Source organism: Silanimonas algicola, from assembly GCF_054777375.1.
In genome coordinates this window covers 927298-950195 of record NZ_BAAHAS010000002.1, presented here as the reverse complement: position 1 = coordinate 950195, position 22898 = coordinate 927298, and the positions used below count along the sequence as shown (strand labels likewise).

21 protein-coding genes and 1 tRNA gene are annotated in these 22898 nt (G+C 68.7%); 14 read left to right on the top strand and 8 right to left on the bottom strand.

The genetic code is table 11. From position 1 onward, the window contains the following. Positions 1-14: 14 nt before the first annotated feature. Positions 15-524, bottom strand: coding sequence for an NUDIX hydrolase (locus ACYVAK_RS09620; protein ID WP_461060554.1), 510 nt, complete (start codon positions 522-524; stop codon positions 15-17). Positions 525-613: 89 nt separating this feature from the next. Here ACYVAK_RS09620 and clpS point away from each other — a divergent pair, with 89 nt between their 5' ends. Together clpS and clpA are read left to right on the top strand one after the other, a co-directional pair. Beyond that, entirely contained in the window at positions 614-940 is a 327-nt protein-coding gene (clpS, locus tag ACYVAK_RS09615) for an ATP-dependent Clp protease adapter ClpS (protein WP_461060281.1), read from the top strand. A 39-nt stretch (positions 941-979) separates the two neighbouring features. Continuing rightward, on the top strand, positions 980-3265 hold the full coding sequence (gene clpA / locus ACYVAK_RS09610) for an ATP-dependent Clp protease ATP-binding subunit ClpA (protein ID WP_461060279.1): 2286 nt from the start codon (positions 980-982) through the stop codon (positions 3263-3265). A gap of 77 nt (positions 3266-3342) precedes the next feature. Here the strand turns inward: clpA and infA are convergent, their stop codons facing one another. The 4 genes from infA to trxB all read right to left on the bottom strand — a co-directional run bounded on the left by infA (position 3343) and on the right by trxB (position 6493). Next, on the bottom strand, positions 3343-3561 hold the full coding sequence (gene infA / locus ACYVAK_RS09605) for a translation initiation factor IF-1 (RefSeq protein ID WP_028769496.1): 219 nt from the start codon (positions 3559-3561) through the stop codon (positions 3343-3345). Between the two features lie 114 nt (positions 3562-3675). Further along, positions 3676-4401, bottom strand: coding sequence for a leucyl/phenylalanyl-tRNA--protein transferase (aat, locus tag ACYVAK_RS09600; protein ID WP_461060276.1), 726 nt, complete (start codon positions 4399-4401; stop codon positions 3676-3678). Beyond that, complete coding sequence (locus ACYVAK_RS09595) at positions 4398-5522, bottom strand: GNAT family N-acetyltransferase (protein WP_461060274.1); 1125 nt, start codon at positions 5520-5522, stop codon at positions 4398-4400. The genes aat and ACYVAK_RS09595 overlap by 4 nt, the downstream gene beginning before the upstream one ends. A gap of 17 nt (positions 5523-5539) precedes the next feature. Further along, positions 5540-6493 carry a thioredoxin-disulfide reductase gene (gene trxB / locus ACYVAK_RS09590; protein WP_461060272.1) on the bottom strand — a complete coding sequence of 318 codons (954 nt, stop codon included), beginning with the start codon at positions 6491-6493 and terminating at the stop codon, positions 5540-5542. 183 nt (positions 6494-6676) lie between these two features. Here trxB and ald point away from each other — a divergent pair, with 183 nt between their 5' ends. The 9 genes from ald to ACYVAK_RS09545 all read left to right on the top strand — a co-directional run bounded on the left by ald (position 6677) and on the right by ACYVAK_RS09545 (position 15894). Continuing rightward, the gene (ald, locus tag ACYVAK_RS09585) at positions 6677-7744 is read left to right on the top strand and encodes an alanine dehydrogenase (RefSeq protein WP_461060270.1); all 1068 of its coding nucleotides are present in this window, start codon (positions 6677-6679) and stop codon (positions 7742-7744) included. Between the two features lie 55 nt (positions 7745-7799). Beyond that, positions 7800-10112, top strand: a complete 2313-nt coding sequence (locus ACYVAK_RS09580; protein WP_461060552.1) for a DNA translocase FtsK — start codon at positions 7800-7802, stop codon at positions 10110-10112. 64 nt (positions 10113-10176) lie between these two features. Next, entirely contained in the window at positions 10177-10842 is a 666-nt protein-coding gene (gene lolA, locus ACYVAK_RS09575) for an outer membrane lipoprotein chaperone LolA (protein WP_461060268.1), read from the top strand. Positions 10843-10862: 20 nt separating this feature from the next. Further along, positions 10863-12143 (top strand): replication-associated recombination protein A, encoded by a 1281-nt coding sequence (locus ACYVAK_RS09570; RefSeq protein WP_461060550.1) that lies wholly within the window; start codon positions 10863-10865, stop codon positions 12141-12143. Then, the gene (locus ACYVAK_RS09565) at positions 12140-12547 is read left to right on the top strand and encodes a fluoride efflux transporter FluC (protein ID WP_461060266.1); all 408 of its coding nucleotides are present in this window, start codon (positions 12140-12142) and stop codon (positions 12545-12547) included. The genes ACYVAK_RS09570 and ACYVAK_RS09565 overlap by 4 nt, the downstream gene beginning before the upstream one ends. 140 nt (positions 12548-12687) lie before the next feature. Continuing rightward, entirely contained in the window at positions 12688-13965 is a 1278-nt protein-coding gene (serS, locus tag ACYVAK_RS09560; protein ID WP_461060264.1) for a serine--tRNA ligase, read from the top strand. A 10-nt stretch (positions 13966-13975) separates the two neighbouring features. Further along, a complete protein-coding gene (locus ACYVAK_RS09555) occupies positions 13976-14902 on the top strand; it encodes a LysR family transcriptional regulator (protein ID WP_461060262.1) in 927 nt (308 codons plus the stop codon). A gap of 51 nt (positions 14903-14953) precedes the next feature. Beyond that, a tRNA-Ser gene (locus tag ACYVAK_RS09550) sits at positions 14954-15043 on the top strand. A 203-nt stretch (positions 15044-15246) separates the two neighbouring features. Then, complete coding sequence (locus ACYVAK_RS09545; protein WP_461060548.1) at positions 15247-15894, top strand: response regulator; 648 nt, start codon at positions 15247-15249, stop codon at positions 15892-15894. Positions 15895-15988: 94 nt separating this feature from the next. Here ACYVAK_RS09545 and ACYVAK_RS09540 read toward each other — a convergent pair whose 3' ends face one another. Beyond that, complete coding sequence (locus tag ACYVAK_RS09540) at positions 15989-18952, bottom strand: Rne/Rng family ribonuclease (protein ID WP_461060260.1); 2964 nt, start codon at positions 18950-18952, stop codon at positions 15989-15991. Positions 18953-19309: 357 nt separating this feature from the next. Here ACYVAK_RS09540 and ACYVAK_RS09535 point away from each other — a divergent pair, with 357 nt between their 5' ends. After that, positions 19310-20299, top strand: coding sequence for an RluA family pseudouridine synthase (locus ACYVAK_RS09535; RefSeq protein ID WP_461060258.1), 990 nt, complete (start codon positions 19310-19312; stop codon positions 20297-20299). Between the two features lie 57 nt (positions 20300-20356). Here ACYVAK_RS09535 and ACYVAK_RS09530 read toward each other — a convergent pair whose 3' ends face one another. Next, positions 20357-20704, bottom strand: coding sequence for a 4a-hydroxytetrahydrobiopterin dehydratase (locus ACYVAK_RS09530; RefSeq protein WP_461060256.1), 348 nt, complete (start codon positions 20702-20704; stop codon positions 20357-20359). 96 nt (positions 20705-20800) lie between these two features. On the opposite strand from ACYVAK_RS09530, the gene ACYVAK_RS09525 reads away from it, so the two are divergent. Beyond that, entirely contained in the window at positions 20801-21385 is a 585-nt protein-coding gene (locus tag ACYVAK_RS09525) for an NfuA family Fe-S biogenesis protein (protein ID WP_461060254.1), read from the top strand. Between the two features lie 107 nt (positions 21386-21492). Further along, positions 21493-22419 carry a hypothetical protein gene (locus tag ACYVAK_RS09520; protein ID WP_461060252.1) on the top strand — a complete coding sequence of 309 codons (927 nt, stop codon included), beginning with the start codon at positions 21493-21495 and terminating at the stop codon, positions 22417-22419. A gap of 81 nt (positions 22420-22500) precedes the next feature. On the opposite strand, the gene ACYVAK_RS09515 is transcribed toward ACYVAK_RS09520, so the two are convergent. After that, entirely contained in the window at positions 22501-22884 is a 384-nt protein-coding gene (locus ACYVAK_RS09515; RefSeq protein WP_461060250.1) for a c-type cytochrome, read from the bottom strand. Positions 22885-22898: the final 14 nt, after the last annotated feature.

Here is a 22898-nt window from a genome sequence, read left to right as displayed (position 1 = left end):
TCACCCGCAGGACCTCACAGCGCCGCCACCGACTCCAGCGGCAGGCGGCGACCGTCGAGGGCGTCCTGCACCACGCGCCAGACCAACGGGCTGCGGTGTTCCCCGGCGCGGGCGCGCAGCTCGGACGGCGTCATCCAGTGCGCCTGCACGATGCCGGTGTCCAAGGGGCGGTCGGCGTGGTGGGTCAACGGCTCGGCGGTGAACGCGAGGCGCAGGTAGCTGCGGCCGGTTTCCGGGGCCTGCCACTGGTAGGCACCGATGAATCCCGTGAGCTGCACGGTCCATCCGGTTTCCTCCAGGGTCTCCCGGACCGCCGCATCGACGATGGCCTCGTCGGGTTCGAGGTGGCCGGCCGGCTGGTTGAGCACGCGGAGGCCGCCGACCTCCTCCTCCACGATCAGCAGGCGGCCGTCGCGGAAGACGACGGTCGCGACCGTCACGTCGGGTTGCCAGAAGCGGCCTTGGCGATAGCTCAACGCGGGGCTCCGCGGCCGCAGTCCGGCCGGATCGGGGGAAGCCCGCATTGTGACGCCGGCACCCGGCAGCGTCCATGTGCGCCGCACCCGCTTCCGGCCCTTGCCGTCGCGCTCGGAGCGCCTCATATACTGGGTCCATGAGCCAACACGAACGCCCCGATTTCGAACATGAACGCGGCCTCGCGGTCGAAACCGCGAAGCCCGAACTGGAACGCCCGTCGCTGTACCGGGTGGTCCTGTTGAACGATGACTACACCCCGATGGATTTCGTCGTCGAGGTCTTGCAGGTGTTCTTCGGCATGAACCGCGAGAAGGCCACCCAGGTGATGCTGCACGTGCACACCCGCGGCAAGGGCGTCTGCGGCGTCTACACACGCGAAGTGGCAGAAACGAAGGTGTCGCAGGTGAACGATTTTTCACGCACGCACCAGCATCCGCTGATGTGCACGATGGAAAAGGCCTGAGCCGCCCCCATATCCGGGTCATTGCCCTGGAGGCCCCGAATGTTCAGCAAAGATCTCGAATTCACCATCGGCCAGTGCTACAAGCAGGCCCGCGAAGCCCGCCATGAGTTCATGACGGTCGAACACCTGCTGCTGGCGCTGCTCGACAACGCCTCGGCGGTCCAGGTGCTGAAGGCTTGCGGCTCCGACAATGGCCGGCTGGGCCAGGACCTGCGCAACGTCATCGCCGAGACCGTTCCGATCCTCCCCGAGGACGACACCCGCGACACGCAGCCGACGCTCGGCTTCCAGCGCGTGCTGCAACGCGCCGTCTACCACGTGCAGAGCAGCGGTCGGAAGGAAGTGACCGGCGCCAACGTGCTGGTCGCGATCTTCGGCGAGAAGGACAGCCATGCCGTCTACCACCTGCAGCAGCAGGACGTGACGCGGCTCGACGTCGTCAATTACATCTCGCACGGTGTCGCCAAGAGCGGCGACGTGCCGGAGCCCAAGTCGTCCGATGCGCCGAAGCAGGATGGCGAGGCGGGCGAGGACGGCCAGCCGAAGCAGAACCCGCTCGAGGAGTTCGCCGCCAATCTCAACCAGCTCGCGCGTGAGGGCAAGATCGATCCGCTGATTGGCCGCGAGGCCGAGATCGAGCGCACGATCCAGGTGCTGTGCCGCCGCCGCAAGAACAACCCGCTCTACGTGGGCGAGGCGGGCGTGGGTAAGACCGCGCTGGCCGAAGGCTTGGCGTGGCGCATCGTCGAGGGCGACGTGCCCGACGTGCTGAAGGACGCCACGGTCTACTCGCTCGATCTCGGCGCCCTGGTCGCCGGCACCAAGTACCGCGGCGATTTCGAGAAGCGCCTGAAGGCCGTCGTCAACCAGATCAAGAAGGAGCCGAACGCCATCCTCTTCATCGACGAGATCCACACCATCATCGGTGCCGGTTCGGCATCGGGGGGCACGATGGACGCGTCGAACCTGATCAAGCCCGCCCTCCAGACCGGGGAGCTGCGCTGCATCGGCTCCACCACCTTCCAGGAATACCGCGGCGTGTTCGAGAAGGATCGCGCGCTGGCGCGCCGCTTCCAGAAGATCGACGTCGTCGAGCCGACGGTCGCCGAGGCGGTGGCCATCCTCAATGGCCTGAAGGGCAAGTTCGAGCTGCATCACGACGTCACCTACAGCGCCGACGCGCTGCAGGCCGCGGTCGACCTGTCGGTCAAGCACATCGGCGACCGCCTGCTGCCGGACAAGGCCATCGACGTCATCGACGAGGCCGGTGCCCGCCAGCGCCTGATGGCGGCGGACAAGCGCAAGAGCCTGATCGACGTCGAGGAGGTCGAGCTCATCATCGCCAAGATGGCGCGCATCCCGCCCAAGCAGGTCTCCGCCTCGGACAAGGACGTGCTGAAGAACCTCGAGCGCAACCTGAAGATGGTGATCTTCGGCCAGGACTCGTCGATCGAGTCGCTGGTCGCCTCGATCAAGCTGGCGCGCTCGGGCTTGGGCAACCCGGACAAGCCGATCGGCAGCTTCCTGTTCGCCGGCCCCACCGGCGTGGGCAAGACGGAGGTCACGCGCCAACTCGCCATGCAGCTCGGCATCGAGCTGGTTCGTTTCGACATGTCGGAGTACATGGAGCCGCATTCGGTCAGCCGCCTGATCGGCGCCCCCCCGGGCTACGTCGGCTTCGACCAGGGTGGCCTGCTCACCGAGAAGATCGTCAAGACCCCGCACTGCGTGCTGTTGCTCGACGAGATCGAGAAGGCGCATCCGGACGTGTTCAACATCCTGCTGCAGGTGATGGACCGCGGCATCCTGACGGACACCAACGGCCGCGAGGCGAACTTCCGCAACGTCATCATCGTCATGACGACCAATGCCGGTGCCGCGCAGGCCGCGCGCCGTACCATCGGTTTCGTCGAGCAGAACCACAGCACCGACGCTATGGAAGTGATCCGCAAAGCGTTCACGCCGGAGTTCCGCAACCGCCTCGATGCGGTGGTGCAGTTCGGGGCGCTCGGTTTCGAGCACATCCTGCGCGTGGTCGACAAGTTCCTCATCGAACTGGAGGCCCAGCTCCAGGAGAAGCACGTGGCCCTCTCGGCTTCGCCGGAGGCCCGGCAGTGGCTGGCCGAGCATGGTTTCGATCCGCAGATGGGCGCCCGCCCCATGGCCCGCCTGTTGCAGGACAAGATCAAGCGGCCGCTGGCCGACGAACTGTTGTTCGGCAAGCTGGTGGACGGCGGCAAGGTCGAAGTGGGCGTCCGCGACGGCCAGCTCACGGTGGAAGCCTTCGCCGAGCCGGAAAAGCTGCTGCCAGCCACGGTGGAGTAAGCCCCGGTTCCCGGGGCCGGCAACGAAAAACGGCAGCCGAGGCTGCCGTTTTTCTTGGCACGAGGCGCGGTGTGCGCTTACTTCATGCGGTAGGTGATGCGGCCCTTGGTGAGGTCGTAGGGCGTCATCTCGACCTTGACCTTGTCGCCCGTCAGGATCCGGATGTAGTTCTTGCGCATGCGGCCCGAGATGTGAGCCGTGATGACGTGGCCGTTTTCGAGCTTCACTCGGAACATGGTGTTCGGCAGCGTTTCGGTCACGGTGCCTTCGAACTCGATGGAATCGTCTTTTGACATGCAGCGGGCTTGGGCCTTGGGCTCTGGGCGGGATCGGGTGCGGATCGAAGGCGCGGAGTGTGCCACGCCGGGCGGGCGCTTGCAAAAATCCGGTTAAGCGGGGTGGGGCGGGGTTCAGTCCGCCAGTAGGCGGGCGGGGAAAGGCTCGCCGGCCCAGTCGGGGCAGGGCGTGCGCGACGCCGTGCGCGGGAGGAAGTTGGCAAGGAAGCCGGCCCGAGGCCAGACCTCTCCGCCCATGAAGCGCAGGTGCGGATTCTCGATCTGGGCGTCGAAGAGCGGCCAGCCCAGCTCGCCGAGGCGTCGGCCGAGGGCCGCGAGCGCCACCTTCGAGCCGCCGCTCTCGAGACTGACCATGCTCTCGGCGTGGAAGCCGGTGCCGACCGACACGCCATACAAGCCGCCGACCAGCCGGTCGCCATCCCAGACCTCGACGCTGTGGGCATGCCCGAGCCGGTGCAACTGGCCGTAAGCCCGTTGCATGGCCGACGTGATCCAGGTGCCCGCCTGTCCGGGGCGGGGCGCCGATGCGCAGGCCGCGATCACCCGGTCGAAGGCGGTGTCGAAGCGGACGTGCCAGTCGCTGCGCCGCAGCTCGCGCCGGAAGCGCGTCGAGAGCCGGACGCCGTCGCTCCGGAACACGAGGCGTTCGGAGGGCGACCACCAGAGGATCGGCTGCCCTTCGCTGAACCACGGGAACATCCCGGCGGCGTAGGCGTTCACCAGCCGCGGCGGCGAAAGATCGCCGCCGATGCAGACGAGGCCGTCCGGCTCGTCGAGCGCGAGTTCGGCGGGCGGGAACGGGGAGGCCGGGTCGGGGCCCAGCAGCAGGGGGCGCGTCATGGCGATCGGAAGGGCGAGTGCGCGGCGAGCGATTCGCGATAGCGGCGCGTCGCGTCGCGCTCGGCCGCGCACCAGCGCGTCAGGGCCTCGTGGAACCGGGGTTCGGCCAGCCAATGGCGGCTGTGCGTGCGTGCCGGGAGGAAGCCGCGGGCCAGCTTGTGTTCGCCTTGGGCCCCGGGTTCGAAGCGGTCGAGGCCCTGACCGAGGCAGTAGGCGATGCCCTGGTGGTAGCAGGCCTCGAAGTGCAGACCCGGCACGTCGACGCTGGCGCCCCAGTAGCGGCCGTAGAGCGTGTCCTCCGAACGCAGGCACAGCGCCCCGGCGATGGGCTCGCCCTCGCGTTCGGCGAGGATCAACACCACCGCGTCCGGGAGCGCCACGCAGAGATGCTGGAAGAAGCCTTCCGTCATCGCCGCGTGGTTCCACTTCTCGGCGAAGGTCTGGGCGTAGAAGCGATGCATCGCCGCCATCGGCGCGCCGCGCGCCGCATGGCCGTCGAGGATGCGGAGGGCGACCCCGGCCTCGGCGACCTTGCGACGATCGGCCTTGAGGTTCTTGCGGCGCTTGTGGTCCAGCGAGGCGAGGAAGTCGTCGAAGGTGCGCCACGCGGGGTCGCGCGTCCAATGGAACTGTACGTCCTCGCGCGCCAGCCAGGTGGCGTCGAACAGCGGGAGGTCTTCGGCGTCGAGGAAGTTCGCGTGCAGCGAGTGCAGCCCGAGCGAGGGCGCGGCTTCGCGCATGGCATCGATCAGCCGGCGCTTGGATGCGTCGTCCCGGGAGAGCAGGCGCGGTCCGGTGACCGGCGAGTAAGGCACGCCGACCAACCACTTCGGGTAGTAGTCGAGGCCGTATTGGGCGTAGGCGTTCGCCCACGCGTGGTCGAACACGAATTCGCCGTGCGAGTTGCCTTTCGCATAGGCAGGCGCGGCGGCGAGCAGGGCATCGCCGTCCCACAGCGACGCGTGCAGCGGCGTCCAGCCGTACTCGGGGTCGAGGCAGCCGTGACTTTCCAGCCCGGCGAGGAAGGCGTGTGACGTGAACGGGTGGCCGCCGCGGTTCAAGGCGTCCCACGCGGCTGCGGGGAGCTCGTCGAGCCGGCGATGGAGGCGGAGCTCGGGCATCGCCGGCCGCGCCGCGCTTACTCGTGCTTGTCGAGGAACTTGTCGGCGTCGAGGGCGGCCATGCAGCCCGAGCCGGCCGAGGTGATGGCCTGGCGGTACACGTGGTCGGCCACGTCGCCGGCGGCGAACACGCCCGGGATGCTGGTGCCGGTGGCGCCGCCGTCGAGGCCCGACTTCACCTTGATGTAGCCGTCGCGCATGTCGAGCTGGCCGTCGAACAGCGAGGTGTTCGGGCTATGGCCGATGGCGACGAAGAAGCCGGTGACGGCGATCTCGCGCGTGCTGTCGTCCTTGGTGGAGCGCAGGCGCGCGCCAGTGACGCCGCTGTCGTCGCCGAGCACCTCGTCGACCGCGTGGTTCCACACCAGCTCGATCTTGCCGGCCGCGGCCTTGGCGAACAGCTTGTCCTGCAGGATCTTCTCGGCCCGCAGCGTGTCGCGACGGTGCACGAGGTAGACCTTGTTGGCGATGTTGGAGAGGTACAGCGCCTCCTCGACCGCGGTGTTGCCGCCGCCGATCACCGCGACGTCCTGGCCGCGGAAGAAGAAGCCGTCGCAGGTGGCACAGGCGGAGACGCCGCGGCCCTTGAAGGTTTCCTCGGACGGAATGCCGAGGTACTTCGCGCTGGCGCCGGTGGCGATGATCAGCGCATCGCAGGTGTACTCACCGCTGTCGCCCTTCAGGCGGAACGGCCGCGAACCCAACTCCGCCGTATGGATGTGGTCGAAAACGATTTCGGTCTCGAAGCGCTCGGCGTGCGCCTGCATGCGCGCCATCAGGTCCGGCCCCATCAGGCCGTGCGCATCGCCCGGCCAGTTGTCGACTTCCGTGGTCGTCATGAGCTGGCCGCCCTGCTGCAGGCCCGTCACCAGCACCGGCTTCAGGTTGGCGCGCGCGGCGTACACGGCGGCCGTGTAGCCAGCGGGGCCGGAGCCGAGGATGAGGAGGCGGGAATGCTTGGTGGCGGTCATGTCGTTATACTTTCGCGGCTTCGTGGCGGTGTGCGGCGCAACAAAGCGCGGCATGCGGGCTGCAAAGCTTGGGGGCCGAAGCCCCCCAAATCAAGGTTGCATCGACGTTGTTTCCAAGCCGCCTCACGGCGGCTTCATTCGTTCAATGCGCGCGCCCCGCGCCGCCCCCTGGAGCCCAGCCCCATGCGTATCGGTATCCCCCGCGAAACCAAGACCCTCGAAGGCCGCGTGGCCCTCGTGCCCGCCGCTTGCGCCGATCTCGTGCGCCGTGGCCACGAGGTGTGGATCGAGAAAGATGCCGGCGTCAAGAGCGGGTTCGATGACGAGCAGTACGCCGCGCTCGGCGTGAAGATCGCGCCGGATGCCGCCGCGCTGTACGAGAAAGCCGAACTGGTCGTGAAGGTGAAGGAGCCGATCGAAGGCGACCTCAAGCACCTGCGCAAGGACCACCTGCTGTTCTGCTACCTCCACCTTGCCGCCGAGCCGGTGCTCACGCGCAAGCTGTTGGATATCGGCCTGACCGGCGTCGCGTTCGAGACCGTCGAGCTCGACAACGGCGACCTGCCGCTGCTGACGCCGATGTCGATCGTTGCCGGTCGCATCGCCGTGCAGGTGGGCGCGCACTACCTGCACCAGCCGATGGGCGGCAAGGGCAAGCTGCTCGGCGGCCTGCCGTCCACCGAGCGTGGCAAGGTCGTGGTGCTCGGCGCGGGCGCCGCCGGTGGTAACTCGGCCGCGCTGGCCGCCTCGAGCGGCGCGAATGTCGTGGTGTTCGAGAAGCGCCAGGACCGCATGGCGCAGATGATGGCCCTGGGCCCGAACGTGACTGCGCTCTATCCGTACGAGGACGCCGTGGCCCGCGAGCTGCGCGACGCCGACCTCGTGATCGGCGCCGTGCTGGTCACCGGCGCCAAGGCCCCGCACGTCGTCTCCCGCGAGATGATCAAGGGCATGCAGAAGGGCAGCGTGCTGGTCGACATCTCGGTCGACCAGGGCGGCTGCTTCGAGACCACCCGTCCGACCACGTGGAAGGAGCCGACCTACGTGGAGGAGGGCGTCATCCACTTCGCGGTCACCAACATGCCGGGTGCCGTGCCCCAGACCTCCTCGCAGGCGATCTGCGCCGCCATCCTGCCGTGGGTCCAGAAGCTGGCCTCCGGCCAGTGGCGCGACAACGCGGCCCTGGTCCGCGGCATCAACGTCGAAGGCGGCAAGGTCGTGCACCCCGCCCTGAAGGACATGGCGCTCTGAGCCCCGCGCGCTACACTCCCGGCGGCAAGTTCCCGCAGGGAGTGGATGCGTGCTGATGCAGGGCGTGGAGGGCAGGGCACTGGACCGCAAACAGAAGCTGTGGCGCGAAGTGGCGCTGGTGGTTGCTGCGCCGGTCCTGCTGTACCTGTTCGCGAGCCTCGCCAGCTACTCCTCGGCCGATCCCGGCTGGTCCAGGACGGGAAGCGTGGTCGGCGAAATCCAGAACTTCGGCGGGCCCGCGGGAGCGTGGATTGCCGACCTCGCCTTCTGGCTGTTCGGCTGGATGGCATACAGCCTTCCCCTGATCCTCGGCGGCGTCACCTGGGTCGCCCTGTTCGGCATGGATAGCGACGGCGATGGCGACGTGGATCTCGGGCCAGCCCTTCGCCTCGTTGGCATCGCCGGGGTCTTGGTGGCCGGCACCGGTCTCCTGCAGTTGTGGTTCGGGCCGTCCTCCGTCCTGCCTTCGACGTCGTCGGGCGGCATGCTGGGGGAGCTCGTCAGCGGGGCCAGCCGGACCCTGCTCGGTCTCACCGGTGCGCTCCTCCTGCTGGTGGCGCTCTTCCTCACCTCGATCACCCTGGCGACGGGGCTTTCTTGGTTCGCGGTGATGGAGTGGATCGGCGCGCGAATCCTCGGCCTGTTCGAGCAGGCCAGGGCCGGCCGCGAGCAGGCCGCGGAATGGCATCGCACCCGCGTGCTGCGGGAAGAGCGCGAGGAAGTCCGCAAGGTCGAGACCCAGAAGCGCGCCAAGCGCGAGCCGGTCCACATCGAGGCCCCGGCCCCGGCCGTGGTGGAGAAGAGCGAACGGGCCAAGCGCGATCAGCAGATTCCGCTGTTCAACGCGGTGCCGGAAGGCGGCCTGCCGCCGCTGTCGCTGCTCGACGAGCCCAAGGTGCAGGAGCGCGGCTACAGCGAAGAGACGCTGGAAACCCTTTCGCGCCAGATTGAGTTCAAGCTCAAGGATTTCCGCATCGAGGTGCAGGTGGTCGGCGCCTATCCGGGCCCGGTCATCACCCGCTTCGAGATGGAGCCCGCCCCGGGCGTCAAGGGAAGCCAGATCAATTCGCTCGACAAGGACATCGCCCGCGGCCTGTCGGTGAAGTCGGTGCGCGTGGTCGACGTCATCCCCGGCAAATCGGTGGTGGGCCTCGAGATCCCGAACACCAAGCGCGAGATGATCTTCCTCTCGGAGATGCTGCGCTCGAAGGAATACGACAAATCGCCGAGCCCGCTGACGCTGGCGCTGGGCAAGGACATCGCCGGCCGTCCGACGGTCGCTGACCTCGCACGCATGCCTCACCTGCTGGTGGCCGGCACCACCGGTTCGGGCAAGTCCGTCGCCGTCAACGCGATGGTGCTGTCGCTGCTGTACAAGGCCTCCGCCAAGGACGTGCGGATGCTGATGATCGACCCGAAGATGCTGGAGCTCTCGGTCTACCAGGGCATCCCGCACCTCCTCGCGCCGGTCGTCACCGACATGAAGGAGGCGGCCAACGGACTGCGCTGGTGCGTGGCCGAGATGGAGCGCCGCTACAAATTGATGAGCGCCGTGGGCGTGCGCAACCTCGCCGGCTTCAACCGCAAGGTGAAGGACGCCCGCGACGCCGGCCAGCCGCTGATGGATCCGCTGTTCAAGCCGAACCCCGAGCTCGGCGAGCAGCCGCGCCCGCTGGAGGAGCTGCCCTACATCGTCGTCTTCATCGACGAATTCGCCGACATGATGATGATCGTCGGCAAGAAGGTGGAGGAGCTGATCGCCCGCCTCGCGCAGAAGGCCCGCGCCGCCGGCATCCACCTGATCCTCGCGACGCAGCGCCCGTCGGTCGACGTCATCACCGGCCTGATCAAGGCCAATATCCCCACGCGCATCGCCTTCCAGGTGTCGAGCAAGATCGACTCGCGCACGATCCTCGACCAGTCCGGTGCGGAGACGCTGCTCGGCCACGGCGACATGCTCTACCTGCCGCCGGGCACGGCGCTGCCGGAGCGCGTGCACGGGGCCTTCGTCAGCGACGAGGAAGTGCATCGCGTCGTCGAGTTCCTCAAAGCACACGGCGGTGGCGCGGATTACGTCGAGGGCGTGCTCTCGGAAGTCCAGACCATGGCCGACGGCAGCGTCGTCGGACCGACCGGCCTGCCCGAGGCCGCCAGCAGCGAGGACAGCGAGAACGATCCGCTGTACGACCAGGCCGTGGCCTTCGTCACCGAGAGCCGCAAGGCCTCGATCTCCTCGGTTCAGCGTCGCTTGAAGATCGGCTACAACCGCGCCGCGCGCCTCGTCGAAGCCATGGAGCAGGCCGGCATCGTGTCGCCGGCCGAGCACAACGGCGATCGCACGGTGATCGCGCCGCCGCCGCCGCGGTGACGCCGCCGTTCAGTCGCGACGCCGGACACTTCCCGGCGTCCTTTCCGGCCCGAATCGCCTTCCGATGACGACCCCGACCCTGTTCCGCACCGCCATCGTCGCCCTGATGCTTGCGCCCGCCCTGGCCGCGGCCAGTGCTGGGCGCGAGGCGATCACCCGATTCTCCACCGACCTGCGCAGCCTCGATGGCCGCTTCGCGCAGCAGGTGTTCGACGCCAATGGCACCGCCACGGACCGCAGCGAAGGCCGGATCTCGCTGAAAGCGCCGCGGCAGTTCCGCTGGGAGTACCAGCAGCCTTACCCGCAGTTGATCGTCGCCGATGGCGACCATCTGTGGCTGTACGACCCGGACCTCGAGCAGGTGACGGTGCGCGTGCAGAGCTACGAGGAACAGTCCAGCCCGCTCGCGGCGCTGATCGATCCCGGTGAACTCGACCGCCAGTTCGTGGTGGCCGAGGGCGGGCAGGCGAACGGCGTGACGTGGGTCGATCTGAAGGCCCGCAAGCCGGAGGATTCCGCGGTGCAGTCGGCCAAGCTGGGCTTCAATGCCAGCGGCCTCGCGACGATGGTGTTCGAGGACCAGCTCGGCCAGCGCACCGAAGTCACGTTCAGCCAGTGGAAGCGCAATGGCGCGCTGCCGGCCGACCTGTTCCGCTTCACCCCGCCCGAGGGCGTGGACGTGGTGGGCGAAACCCGCGACAGCGCCGAAGTGCGCCCGCTGCAGGAGTGAGCGCGCCGCTCGCCGAGCGCATGCGCCCGCGCGACCTCGACGAGGTCGTGGGCCAGCGCCGGCTGCTGGATCCGAAGGCCGCCCTGCGCCGCGCCCTCGACGCCGGCCGCGTGCATTCGATGATCCTCTGGGGACCGCCCGGCTGCGGCAAGACCACGCTCGCGCGCCTCGTGGCGGCGCAGAGCAGCGCGCGCTTCCATTCGATCTCGGCGGTGATGAGCGGCCTGCCCGAGGTGCGCAAAGTGCTTGGCGAAGCCGCCGAGGCCTTCGCCCGCGGCGAGCGCACGGTGCTGTTTGTCGACGAGGTGCACCGCTTCAACAAGACGCAGCAGGACGCCTTCCTGCCGCATATCGAGGCCGGCCACATTGTCTTCGTCGGGGCGACGACCGAGAACCCGAGTTTCGAGCTGAACTCCGCGCTGCTTTCGCGCTGCCGCGTGCACGTGCTCGAAGCGGTGTCGGCGGCGGACATCGCCGAAGCGCTCCGCCGCGCGCTGCTCGACCCGGTGCGCGGCCTCGGCACGCGGGGCCTCGGCGTGGACGACGACACCCTTGCCACCATCGCCCAGGCCGCCGACGGCGACGTGCGCCGCGCGCTGACCCTGCTGGAGATCGCGGCGGAGATCGCCGAGGGCGACCGGATCGACGCCGCGACGCTCGCGCAGGTGCTGGCCGATCGCACGCGCCGCTTCGACAAACAGGGCGAGCAGTTCTACGACCAGATCTCCGCCCTGCACAAGTCCGTGCGCAGCTCCGACCCCGACGCGGCCATCTACTGGCTGGCGCGGATGCTCGATGGCGGCTGCGACCCGGCCTACCTCGCACGCCGGCTCACGCGCATGGCCGTCGAGGACATCGGCCTGGCCGACCCGCGCGCCCTCGACATGGCCATCGCCGCCTGGGAAGCCTTCGACCGCCTTGGCGCGCCGGAAGGCGAGCTGGCGCTGGCACAACTCACGCTCTACCTCGCCAGTTGCGCCAAGAGCAACGCCGGCTACGTCGCATGGAAGGCCGCCAAGGCCGACGTGGTGAAGCACGGCACGCTGGAGGTCCCCATGGCCCTGCGCAATGCGCCGACGGCCCTGATGAAGGGCCTCGGCTACGGGCAGGGCTACCAGTACGACCCGGACGTGGCCGGTGGCGTGGCCCTCGACCAGGTCTGCCTGCCGGAGGCGCTCGACGGGCGTGTGTACTACCAGCCGGTTGCGCGTGGGATGGAGATCAAGCTGAAAGAGAAGCTCGACGGCCTGCGCGAAGCCCGCATGGCGGCGCGTCGGGCGCGGGGTGGCGACGGCGCATGAACCTGACGCACCTTGCCCTGGCGATGCTGGGCGGCGCCCTGGGCGCCGGCCTACGCTATTGGCTGGGCGCGGCCCTGCTGCAGAAGGTCGGCAGCGGCCTGCCTTGGGGCACCTTGGCCGCGAACCTCGCCGGCAGCTTCCTCGCCGGCCTGCTGTTCGCCTCGCTGGCGCAGCGCGGTGCGCTGGGGGACGCCCTGCGCGCCCTGCTGGTCATCGGCGTGATGGGTGGGCTCACCACCTATTCGGCCCTGATGCTCGAGCTGGTGGCCTTCCAGCGCGGCGGCCAGCCGGAACGGGCCCTGGGTTACCTCGCGCTGACGCTGGTCGCCGGCCTGGCCCTCGTGTGGCTCGGCCTGCGCGCCGGCGAGGCGCTGCGCGGCCCCGTCCCTGCATCCTTGGGCTGATCGCGCCGGCCCTGCGCCCCGCCGACCTCCCCAGCGCCGCTGTGGCGCGCTGGCCCACAGGCGGGCTGGCCGGTGTCGCGATGGCATGGGAGCCGGGGCGCAAGCGATAATCCGGGCACCGTTCCCGCGAGACCCCCTCGATGCTTGATCCGATCCTGCTGCGCGCTGAGCTGGCCGCCACTGCCGAGCGCCTGAAGACCACGCGCGGCTTCGCTATCGATGTCGAGGTGTTGCAGGCCATTGAAGCCGAGCGCAAGCAGATCCAGGTGCGCACGCAGGAGTTGCAGAACCTGCGCAACACCCGCAGCAAGGCCATCGGCATGGCCAAGGCGAAGGGCGAGGACGTGGCGCCGCTGATGGCGGAGGTCGCGGCCATCGGCGACGAGCTCAAGGCGTCGGAAGTGCGCCTCGAGGCGATCAAGGCGGAGATCGACGCGATCGCCGCCGGCATCCCCAACCTGCCCGACGCGTCCGTGCCCTTGGGAATGGACGAGGGCGGCAACGTCGAACAGCACCGTTGGGGTGCGCCGCGCACCTTCGATTTCCCGGTCAAGGACCACGTCGAGCTCGGCGCCCGCGAGGGCATGCTGGACGGCGAGGCCGGCGCCAAGCTCAGCGGCTCCCGCTTCACCGTGCTGCGCGGCGGCGTCGCCCGCCTGCACCGCGCGCTGGCCCAGTTCATGCTCGACCTGCACACCGGCGCGCACGGCTGCCTCGAAGTGAACGTGCCGCTGATCGTCAACGCCGACAGCATGCGCGGCACCGGCCAGCTGCCCAAGTTCGAGGAGGACCTGTTCTCGACCACGGTGGGCGAGGGCAAGCGCTACCTGATCCCGACGTCCGAAGTCTCGCTGACCAACCTCGTCCGCGACGACATCGTCGACGCAGCGCAGTTGCCGATGCGCCTCACCGCCCATTCGATGTGCTTCCGCGCCGAGGCCGGCAGCGGCGGCCGCGACGTGCGCGGCATGATCCGCCAGCACCAGTTCGAGAAGGTCGAGCTCGTTACCCTCGCCACTCCGGAGCAGAGCCCGGCCGAGCACGAGCGCATGACCCGCAATGCCGAGGTCGTGCTGGAGAAGCTCGGCCTGCCGTACCGTCGCATGCTGCTGTGCACGGGAGACATGGGCTTCTCGGCCACCAAGACCTACGACCTCGAAGTCTGGCTCCCCAGCCAGAACACCTACCGCGAGATCAGCTCCTGTTCGAATTGCGGCGACTTCCAGGCGCGCCGCATGCAGGCGCGCTTCCGCAACCCGGCCACCGGCAAGCCCGAGCTGCTGCACACGCTCAACGGTTCCGGCGTGGCCGTGGGCCGCGCCCTGATCGCGGTCATGGAGAATTACCAGAACGCCGACGGCAGCATCACGGTGCCCGAGGTCCTGCGTCCGTACCTCGGCGGCGCCGAGCGCCTCTGAGACCTCGACGATGAATAGCGGCGAACTCGACCTCAACGACCTGAAGCTGTTCGCCCTCGTTTTCGAGCACGGAGGTTACGCCGCCGCGGAAAGGGCCTCCGGGGTCCCGAAATCCCGGCTTTCGCGGCGCATCGCCCAACTCGAGGAAGACTTCGGCGTTCGCCTGATCCAGCGCTCGACACGCAAGTTCGCCGTTACCGAGGTCGGGCAGAACGTCTTCAAGCACGCGCAGTCGATGCTGGCGCAGGCGCAGGCTGCGCAGGAGGCGGTGCAGGTGCTCAGCGCCGAGCCGCGCGGCGTCGTGCGGGTGAGTTGTCCGGTGTCGCTCTCGCAGCGGCTTTTGTCGCGCGTGGTGCCCGGTTTCCTGATCAAGCATCCGAAGGTGCGCCTGCAGGTGCACGTGGCGAACCGCCGCGTCGACGTCATCGAGGAAGGCTTCGATGTCGCGCTGCGCGTGCGCACGAAGCTCGACACCGATGGCGAACTCGCCATGCGTCGATTCGGCGAGTTCCGCGAGCTGCTGGTCGCCAGCCCCATCTACCTGGCCCGGCACGGCCGCCCCATCGATCCGGAAGCACTGGCTGACCATGTCACCCTCAGCATGAGCGAGGACGACGCGCGCCAGGTCTGGGAACTGCACGGCCCGAATGGCGAGACGCGCAAGGTCGAGATCAAGCCGCGCCTGATGGCGCTCGATTTCCCACTGCTCCAGGAAGCGGCGACGGCCGGCATCGGCATCGCGCTCATGCCGGAAGCCGCCTGCGTCGATGCCGTGCGGGCGGGGCGCCTCGAGGTGGTCATGCCGGCGTGGAGCCTGCAGCAAGGCATTTTCCATGCGGTCTTCCCGTCGCGGCGCGGCCAGCTGCCGGCCGTGCGTGCTTTCATCGATCACATGGTCGAGGAGTTCCCGCGCCTGATGGGCGAAGCGCGCCTGTAGGGCGGCGCCGACTGCGCATCGGCAGGCGCGCGGCTACAATGCCTGCATCACGGAGAGATGGCCGAGTGGTTTAAGGCAGCGGTCTTGAAAACCGCCGTGGTGGCAACACCACCGTGGGTTCGAATCCCACTCTCTCCGCCAGCCTCCGTGCTCGCCTGTTTTCCACCGAGCGAGCGTTCCGGTTGCCGGGCGTGTGGGGCACGCGCCCCGTTTCCGCGCCCTGCAGGCACGGGGTGCGGCGATTTCCTACATCGAATCACGACGACCGCTGTCGCTGCCCGGTTCGGACGGCTTTAAGATCCTTCCATCCCGAACCCAACCCCCCAGGGAACAAGGAAGCGTCGATCATGATCAGAGTGTTCCTGCTGGATGACCATGCGCTCGTGCGGACCGGCTACCGGCTGATCCTCGAGCGTGAGACCGATATGCAGGTGGTTGGCGAGGCCGAAGACGGCGAATCCGGCCTGCCCTTGATCCGCCAGCTTGTCCCCGACGTCGTGCTTTGCGACCTCCACCTGCCGGGCGTCAGTGGGCTGGAAATCACCGAACGCCTCGCGAAAGGCGAAGCGCCCACGCGGGTGGTGATCTGTTCCGTCCAGCAGGACGGTCCGATGCCCCGTCGCCTCATGGCCGCAGGGGCCCATGGCTACGTCGGCAAAGGGTGCGATGCCAACGAGCTCCTGCGTGCGATCCGCGAGGCGGCGCGCGGGAAGCGCTACTTGGCTAGCGACGTCGCACAGCACATCGCACTCGGCGGCCCACAGTCGGAATCGCCGTTCGAGACCCTGTCACCTCGCGAGATGGAAGTGGCCAAGCTGCTCTGTCAGGGCTTGAAGCTCGAGGAGATCGGGCGCCGGCTCCACCTCAGTGGCAAGACGGTCGCGACCCACAAGTACCGCTTGCTCGACAAGTTGGCACTCAAGGATACGGTGTCGTTGGCCCGTCTCGCGACGCAGTATGGTGTGCACGATGCCACGTTGGCGCCGAACTGAGGCAGCGCGTCCGACCTGTCGTGGAAAAGAAACGGCCCGCAGTCGCGGGCCGTTTCGCTTCCAGTCGCGACGAGGCCCGTGCCGGCCCTAGCGATCAGGTGGGACGCGGGCTCTCGTTGCTTTCAGGTCCTGCGTCCTGCGCGGCATCCAACGCCGGACTTGGCGCCTGGAGCTCCGAAAGCAAATCGCGCTGGAGCGGGGAAACCATCGGTGTCGCTTCGACCACCGCTGCAGTGTCGGCCGCCGCCGCGATCGAGCCTAGGATCGGGGCATCGACGCCGCCTTCGGCTGGGTCCCCCATCGCCGGCGCCACGTCCGAGACCGCAGATGTGGCCTCAACCGCTGCCGGGGAGTCGACCGATACCGGCACCCCATCGTCCGTGGGCGTCGCCACGACGGGCGGCGCGGTCTCGACGACCGTGGCCGCGGGCAGCGCGACAGGCGGGATCGTCGCTGCAGCGGCTTGCGTCGCCGGGGTCGGTAGGTCGTCGAAGTCGGTCTCCGCGTTGGTCAAGAGGGCGATCGTCGTCCCTGCCACCGTGCGATCGCCGGCGGCCGTCGGCGAATCGCCGTCCTCGTCGCCCTGCGATTCATCGCCGAAATCCTCGCCATCCAGTGCATCGCCGGCGGTGCTGCCGTCGGCACCTTCCGTGCCTGCGCCACGGCGGCGGCGTCGACCGCCGCGACGGCCGCGGCGACGCTTGCCGCCCGCGCCGGCTTCGGGGGCTGCGGCGCCTTCGGCGCCATCGATTGGCGTGGTGCCCATGCCTGTTTCCGCCGACGTGGGCGTCGGCGCGAGGTTGGCGGTCAGCGCGGCATCACCGATCGAATCCGTCGGCTCTCCAGCGGTGGCCTCGACGGTGGTCGGCGCGACGACCACGGCGCTTGTTGTCGCAACACTGGCGCGCGGCTCCTGCGGACGGCGGTTCGGGTCCTGCTTCCGCTGCTCGGCCTTTTCGGCTTCGCGCTTCTGCTGCTCTTCGCGACGCTGCTGCTTCTCGAGGCGGCGCTGCTCTTCGAGCTTGCGCTGATCGTCGATGCGCTTCTGCTCTTCGGGGCTGCGTTCCGGCTTCGCGTTGCGATCGCGACGGTCGCCGCGTCCCGGACGCTCGTTGCGCTCGCCACGCGAGGCGGGCTGCTCGCCGGTCGTGGTGCCCTGGCGCTCGCCGCGATCGTTCGGGCGCTCGCCGCGATTGCCGCGGTCATGGCGCTCGCCGCGCTGGCCACCGCGGTCATTGCGCGGGCCGCGGTCGTCGCGGCGCGGGCGGTCGCCCTGCACCTTGCCGGGCGCAGCGGCCGGAGCGGCGGCGGCGGCGCCATCGTCGCCGGTAAACACCGACATCAGGCGGCTCCAGAAGCCGCGCTTCTGCGGTGCGGAGGCCGGGGCTGGTGCCGCCGCGGGCGCCGGCGTCGGGGCGACGTCGCCCTCGAAGGCCTGCACCGGGCGGTTCGGCATCGGCTGGACCGGCTGCACCTTCGTCACGGCGGGTGCCGGCGGGATGTTCAGCTGGTTCTTCGTCAGCGCATGCAGCTCGAGCTTGCGAGGGCTGGTGCGGTGGTAGCTCGGCTTCGACGACTCCTCGCCCAGCTCGTTCTCGCGCAGGCGCGTGACCGTGTAGTGCGGGATCTCGAGGGCGGGGTCGGCAACGATGATGATCGGCGCATCGTGGCGCTGCTCGATCTCGGTGATCGCGCGGCGCTTCTCGTTGAGCAGGTAGTTGGCGATCTGCGACGGGGCCTGCACCAGCACCTGGCCGGTGTTCTCCTTCATCGCGTGCTCTTCCACCACGCGCAGGATCGATAGCGACAGCGACTCGACGCTGCGCACGCGGCCGTGGCCGTCGCAGCGCGGGCAGACCATCTGGCTGCTTTCGCCCAAGCTGGGGCGCAGGCGCTGGCGGCTCATTTCGAGCAGGCCGAAGCGCGAGATGCGGCCGATCTGCACGCGGGCGCGATCGTGCTTCAGGGCGTTCTGCAGGCGGTCCTCGACCTGGCGCTGGGCCTTCGAGGAGCTCATGTCGATGAAGTCGATGACCACCAGGCCGCCGAGGTCGCGCAGGCGCAGCTGGCGGGCCACCTCGTCGGCGGCTTCCAGGTTGGTCTGCAGCGCGGTTTCCTCGATGTCGCCACCCTTGGTGGCGCGGGCCGAGTTCACGTCGACCGAGGTGAGGGCTTCCGTCTGGTCGATGACCAGCGCGCCGCCCGAAGGCAGGCGCACGTTGCGCTCGTAGGCGTTCTCGATCTGCGACTCGATCTGGAAGCGGTTGAACAGTGGGATCGGGTCGCCATAGAGCTTGAGCTTGCGCAGGGCGTTCGGCATCACCTGCTGCATGAACTCGCGGGCTTCGTCGTACATCGCCTGCGTGTCGACGAGGATCTCGTTGACGTCGCCGCGCAGGTAGTCGCGCAGGGCGCGGACGATCAGGCGCGATTCCTGGTAGATCAGGAACGGCGCCGGCTTCGACAGCGCGGCGTCGCAGATGGCGCGCCAGACCTGCAGCAGGTAGTTCAGGTCCCACTGCAGCTCTTCCGCGTCGCGGCCGACGCCGGCGGTGCGGATGATGACGCCCATGTCATCGGGGATGTTGATGGCGTCGAGCGCTTCCTTCAGCGCCTGGCGGTCCTCGCCCTCGATGCGGCGCGAGACCCCGCCGGCGTTCGGCGAGTTCGGCATCAGCACCATGTAGCGGCCGGCCAGCGAGATGAAGGTGGTCAGGGCGGCGCCCTTGTTGCCGCGCTCTTCCTTGTCGACCTGGACGACGACTTCCTGGCCTTCGCGCAGGCATTCCTTCAGCGTGTTCTTGTCCGGGTTCGTGCCCGGCTGGAAGTACTCGCGGGCAATCTCCTTCAGCGGCAGGAAGCCGTGGCGATCCACGCCATATTCGACGAAGGCCGCTTCGAGGGAGGGTTCCAGCCGCGTGATGCGGCCCTTGTAGATGTTGGACTTGCGCTGTTCCTTGGCCGACTGCTCGATATCGATGTCGTACAGGGACTGGCCGTCCACGATCGCCACGCGCAGCTCTTCGGCCTGCGTGGCATTGATCAGCATCCGCTTCATTGTCAGGTTCCTCACGCGCTCTACCGCGAGGAACGCCGGGTCAGGGCCCGTCATCCGGCGCTGTGGGCAGCGCCTGGCACCTTTTCCAGCGCATCGGACCGAGGGGCATTCCCGCGGGAGCGCTTCTTTGTATTCCACTGATGCCGGTCGGTGTGTCAGGCCGATCCGGTGCTAGCCGTGTGGCCGTCGGGCAACCCCTCGGGACACGCGGGCAGGGGGCGGGTTTGCCCACACGAAAGCCGCTAACATGATCGCCCCCGGGGGGCGTGGTCGCGTTTCGGCGGGAACTCAGGGGAGGGGGCTTTCGGCCAACTCCCAAGCGAATCAGAACCTTAGCCTGCGCGCGGAGCTTAACAGATGCGCCCCGGCCCGCCCACCCCGTCGGTCTCGCCCATGAATGAGAAAACCGGTGGCGTCCGCCTCGTCCGAGTCCCGGACGACCGCGACGGCCAGCGCCTGGACAACTTCCTGCTCGGCCAGCTCAAGGGCGCGCCGCGCTCGATCATCTACAAGATCGTGCGTTCCGGGCAGGTGCGGGTGAACGGCGGCCGGGCCAAGCCCGAGACCAAGCTGAACGGGGGCGACGAAGTCCGCATCCCGCCGGTCCGGCTGGCCGAGGAGGGCGAGCCCAAGGTCGCCCCCAAGGGGCTGCTGGACCGCCTGGCCGCCAGCATTGTCTTCGAGGACAAGGCCATCCTGGCCCTGAACAAGCCCTCGGGCATCGCCGCCCACGGCGGTTCCGGCGTGAGCTTCGGGGTGATCGAGGGGCTCCGGGCCCTGCGCCCGAACGAGTCCATCGAACTGGTGCACCGGCTCGACCGCGACACCTCGGGCGTCATCGTGTTGGCCAAGAAGCGCTCGGCCCTGCTGGAACTGCAGGCCCTGATGCGCGGCGGCGAGGACGACGAGGGGCCCGGCAAGCGCTACCTCGCGTTGCTGGTCGGCCGCGTGCCGGACGGCACGATTACGGTGGATGCTCCGCTGCGGAAGTCGGTGCTGCAGGGCGGCGAGCGGATGGTGCGCGTCGACCCGGAGGGCAAGCCCTCGGTCAGCCACATCAAGGTGCTCGAGCGCCGTGGCGGGCACAGCTTCTGCGAGATCCGCATCGAAACCGGCCGCACCCACCAGATCCGCGTGCACGCCGCGCACATCGGCCACCCGGTGGCCGGCGACCCGAAGTACGGTGACAAGGAGGCCAACAAGCGCCTCGCCGAGCAGGTCGGCCTGAGGCGCCTGTTCCTGCACGCGGCTTCGATGGAGTTCGCGCTCGACGGTGGCGCGACGCCCTACCTCGTGACCGCACCGCTCAGCGACGAGTTGCGCGCGGTGCTGGATCGGCTCGCCTGAGGGCAGGCCAGGCGATGTGCGCTGGGGGCCGGAATACCCTGGGCCGAGGGCGTTGATTCAGCGCTGCAGCAACGCCTCGGCCTTGGCGGCACAGACGAAATCGTTGATCGACAGTCCCCCGACGTCGTGGGTGGAGAAGCGCACGACGCAGCGGTCGTAGTGCACGCCGAGGTCCGGGTGGTGGTCTTCCGCGTGGGCGATGAAGGCGAGCGCGTTCACGTAGGCCATCGTGCGGTGGTAGTCGGCGAAGCGGAAGGTCTTCTCGATCGCCGGGCCGTCGTCGATCAGGCGCCATCCTTCCGGCAGTACGTCCAGCAGTGCCGCGATGCGTTCGGGCGACAGCTGGTGTTCGGGGCCGCGCAGCGGCGTGCAGTGGGCGGTGGCGAGATCGGCGAAGGTCGTCATGGCAGGTCCAATCGGCAGGAGCGGGGCGGCGCGTGGGGCAGGTCCCGTGAGGGCGGCTCGACGCGGGCGATGCGCGAGGGCGCTTAGAATACGCGCATGATCCAGATCACCGAATCCGCCCAGACCCATTTCCGCCGCCTGCTCGAGACGCAGGGTGGCGATGCCGTGGGCATCCGTCTTTCCGCGCTGCACGCCGGCACCCCGAAAGCCGACGTCCGACTCGAGTTCGCCGACAAGAGCGACCTCGACGGCAACGAATGGGCCGTGGACTGCGAGGGCTTCACCCTGTTCGTCGATGGCGGCACCGCCAGCTACCTCGATGGCGCCGAGATCGACTACCGCACCAACGCCACCGGCGGCGAGCTCAACATCCGCGCGCCGAAGATCAAGGGCACGGCGCCCGCGGATGGTGCCTCGATCCCCGAGCGCGTGCGCTGGATGCTCGACAACGAGATCAATCCGCAGCTTGCCGCGCACAAGGGCAACGTGCGCCTCGAGGAAGTCACCGCGGACGGCGTCGTGTTGCTCCGTTTCGGTGGTGGCTGCCACGGCTGCGGCATGGCCGACGTCACCTTGAAGCAGGGCATCGAGAAGCAGCTGATGGCCAAGATCCCCGGCATCACCGCCGTGCGCGACGCCACCGACCACAGCACCGGCGAAGCGCCCTACATCGCGCGCTGAAGCCGTTGCGCCGACGGGGTGATCCCTGCTGGCCGCTGAATCGCCGCAGGCGACGGCGTCGGCTTTAACCGCGGCTTACGCGCTGCCCCACCAGCATCGGGCGCTTCGTGATCGAGCCCCCCGCACGCATGGCGTCAGACCGGCAGTTCTCGTGGCGCCGCAGCGTGGCTTGGGCCGTTTCGCTCGGCGTGCATCTCGCGCTCATGGTGGCGATGACGCTGCCCCGCGAGCTCGTTCCAGAGCCGATGGTCGATGGCACGTCGGTCGAGGCTTGGGTGCTGGTGGACGTTTGGGATCCGGCTCGCGCCGAGCCCCAGGTCCTGAGAGGGGGGCCTGCGGACGAGCCGGATCCACTGACGGTGGCATCCGCGTCACCCGCGCGCGCGCGCGCCGAGCCTTCGGTTGATTTGGCGGAGGACGATCCCGGGTTGCGGCGTGCCCATCCGCCTGCCGTGGCGGCCTCCGCCGCGGACGGCGCCTCGGCACCCGTCGGGCGGACGATTGCCTACTTGGATGACGATGCACGCGCATTGTTGCCGCAGGAGAGCCTTTACTCAGCCACGCCGCCGCCTCGCGCGGGAAGCTACTTCACGCCCGGCGATGGGCATGAGGACGACGTCTTCTATCGTCCGCGGGCGCTGGACCCGAACCCTTCGCGGTTCGCTTACGCCTGGCGCCCGCGCGGCAACCTCGTCGACGACTGGCTCGGCGGGTTGGTGGAGAAAGCTTCGGGCAAGGTTTCGATTCCGCTCAACGAGAAGTTCTCCCTGGTCTGCGGAACCGTCGCTGGCCTCGCCGGTGGCTGCACGATTGTTCGCAATGGCGGCACCGGGGTGATCGTGCAACGGCCGCCACCCGCACCTTGGGACCGTTCCAACCGTGTGCAATGTCGAGAACTGCGCGAGGCGCTTGACCGGGCAGAGGAAGCCGCGGAAGTCGCCTACTACCTCGATCGCCTTTCTGCGCTGTGCGGCGGCGATGACCCAACGGCGCAAGCGCGTGTGGAGTCCGCCGCCGGCACGCCGCAGGACTAGGGCGCCAGATGCAAAGAAGCCCGGCGCAAGGCCGGGCTTCCGCGTGGGCGCGACGAGCTGCGGATCGGCGCTGTTCGCGCGTTAGCGCGCCTTGTAGATTTCGATCGCCTCGGGCTGCGAAGCGAGGTAGGCGGCGATGTTCTGGATGTCGGCATCCGAAAGCTTGTTGGCGCCCTCGGTGGCGCTCACCTGCGCGTTCATGAGCACGTTCACGCGGGCGCCCGAACGATAGTCCTTGAGGGCCTTCTCGAGGTAGTCGGCGTACTGGCCGGCAAGCAACGGCGTATTGCCGTCGATCGACTTGGCTCCGCCCTCGAGGTGGCAGCTGGCGCACGACTGTCCGCCTTCCGGCGTGGCTTCGAAGCGCTGCTTGCCGGCGGTGATGTCGCCTTTGGGCGCGCCGACGGCGAGCACGGTACCAGCGAACAGGGCCAGGGAGACGGTGGCGAGGGTCTGGAGGCGCATGGGGCGGAGGTCCT

Bases quoted from the DNA above. Each gene is read 5' to 3' on its own strand.
- ACYVAK_RS09620 (WP_461060554.1), bottom strand. From the start codon at position 524: ATGCGGGCTTCCCCCGATCCGGCCGGACTGCGGCCGCGGAGCCCCGCG.
- clpS (WP_461060281.1), top strand. From the start codon at position 614: ATGAGCCAACACGAACGCCCCGATTTCGAACATGAACGCGGCCTCGCG.
- clpA (WP_461060279.1), top strand. From the start codon at position 980: ATGTTCAGCAAAGATCTCGAATTCACCATCGGCCAGTGCTACAAGCAG.
- infA (WP_028769496.1), bottom strand. From the start codon at position 3,561: ATGTCAAAAGACGATTCCATCGAGTTCGAAGGCACCGTGACCGAAACG.
- aat (WP_461060276.1), bottom strand. From the start codon at position 4,401: ATGACGCGCCCCCTGCTGCTGGGCCCCGACCCGGCCTCCCCGTTCCCG.
- ACYVAK_RS09595 (WP_461060274.1), bottom strand. From the start codon at position 5,522: ATGCCCGAGCTCCGCCTCCATCGCCGGCTCGACGAGCTCCCCGCAGCC.
- trxB (WP_461060272.1), bottom strand. From the start codon at position 6,493: ATGACCGCCACCAAGCATTCCCGCCTCCTCATCCTCGGCTCCGGCCCC.
- ald (WP_461060270.1), top strand. From the start codon at position 6,677: ATGCGTATCGGTATCCCCCGCGAAACCAAGACCCTCGAAGGCCGCGTG.
- ACYVAK_RS09580 (WP_461060552.1), top strand. From the start codon at position 7,800: ATGCAGGGCGTGGAGGGCAGGGCACTGGACCGCAAACAGAAGCTGTGG.
- lolA (WP_461060268.1), top strand. From the start codon at position 10,177: ATGACGACCCCGACCCTGTTCCGCACCGCCATCGTCGCCCTGATGCTT.
- ACYVAK_RS09570 (WP_461060550.1), top strand. From the start codon at position 10,863: ATGCGCCCGCGCGACCTCGACGAGGTCGTGGGCCAGCGCCGGCTGCTG.
- ACYVAK_RS09565 (WP_461060266.1), top strand. From the start codon at position 12,140: ATGAACCTGACGCACCTTGCCCTGGCGATGCTGGGCGGCGCCCTGGGC.
- serS (WP_461060264.1), top strand. From the start codon at position 12,688: ATGCTTGATCCGATCCTGCTGCGCGCTGAGCTGGCCGCCACTGCCGAG.
- ACYVAK_RS09555 (WP_461060262.1), top strand. From the start codon at position 13,976: ATGAATAGCGGCGAACTCGACCTCAACGACCTGAAGCTGTTCGCCCTC.
- ACYVAK_RS09540 (WP_461060260.1), bottom strand. From the start codon at position 18,952: ATGAAGCGGATGCTGATCAATGCCACGCAGGCCGAAGAGCTGCGCGTG.
- ACYVAK_RS09535 (WP_461060258.1), top strand. From the start codon at position 19,310: ATGCGCCCCGGCCCGCCCACCCCGTCGGTCTCGCCCATGAATGAGAAA.
- ACYVAK_RS09530 (WP_461060256.1), bottom strand. From the start codon at position 20,704: ATGACGACCTTCGCCGATCTCGCCACCGCCCACTGCACGCCGCTGCGC.
- ACYVAK_RS09525 (WP_461060254.1), top strand. From the start codon at position 20,801: ATGATCCAGATCACCGAATCCGCCCAGACCCATTTCCGCCGCCTGCTC.
- ACYVAK_RS09515 (WP_461060250.1), bottom strand. From the start codon at position 22,884: ATGCGCCTCCAGACCCTCGCCACCGTCTCCCTGGCCCTGTTCGCTGGT.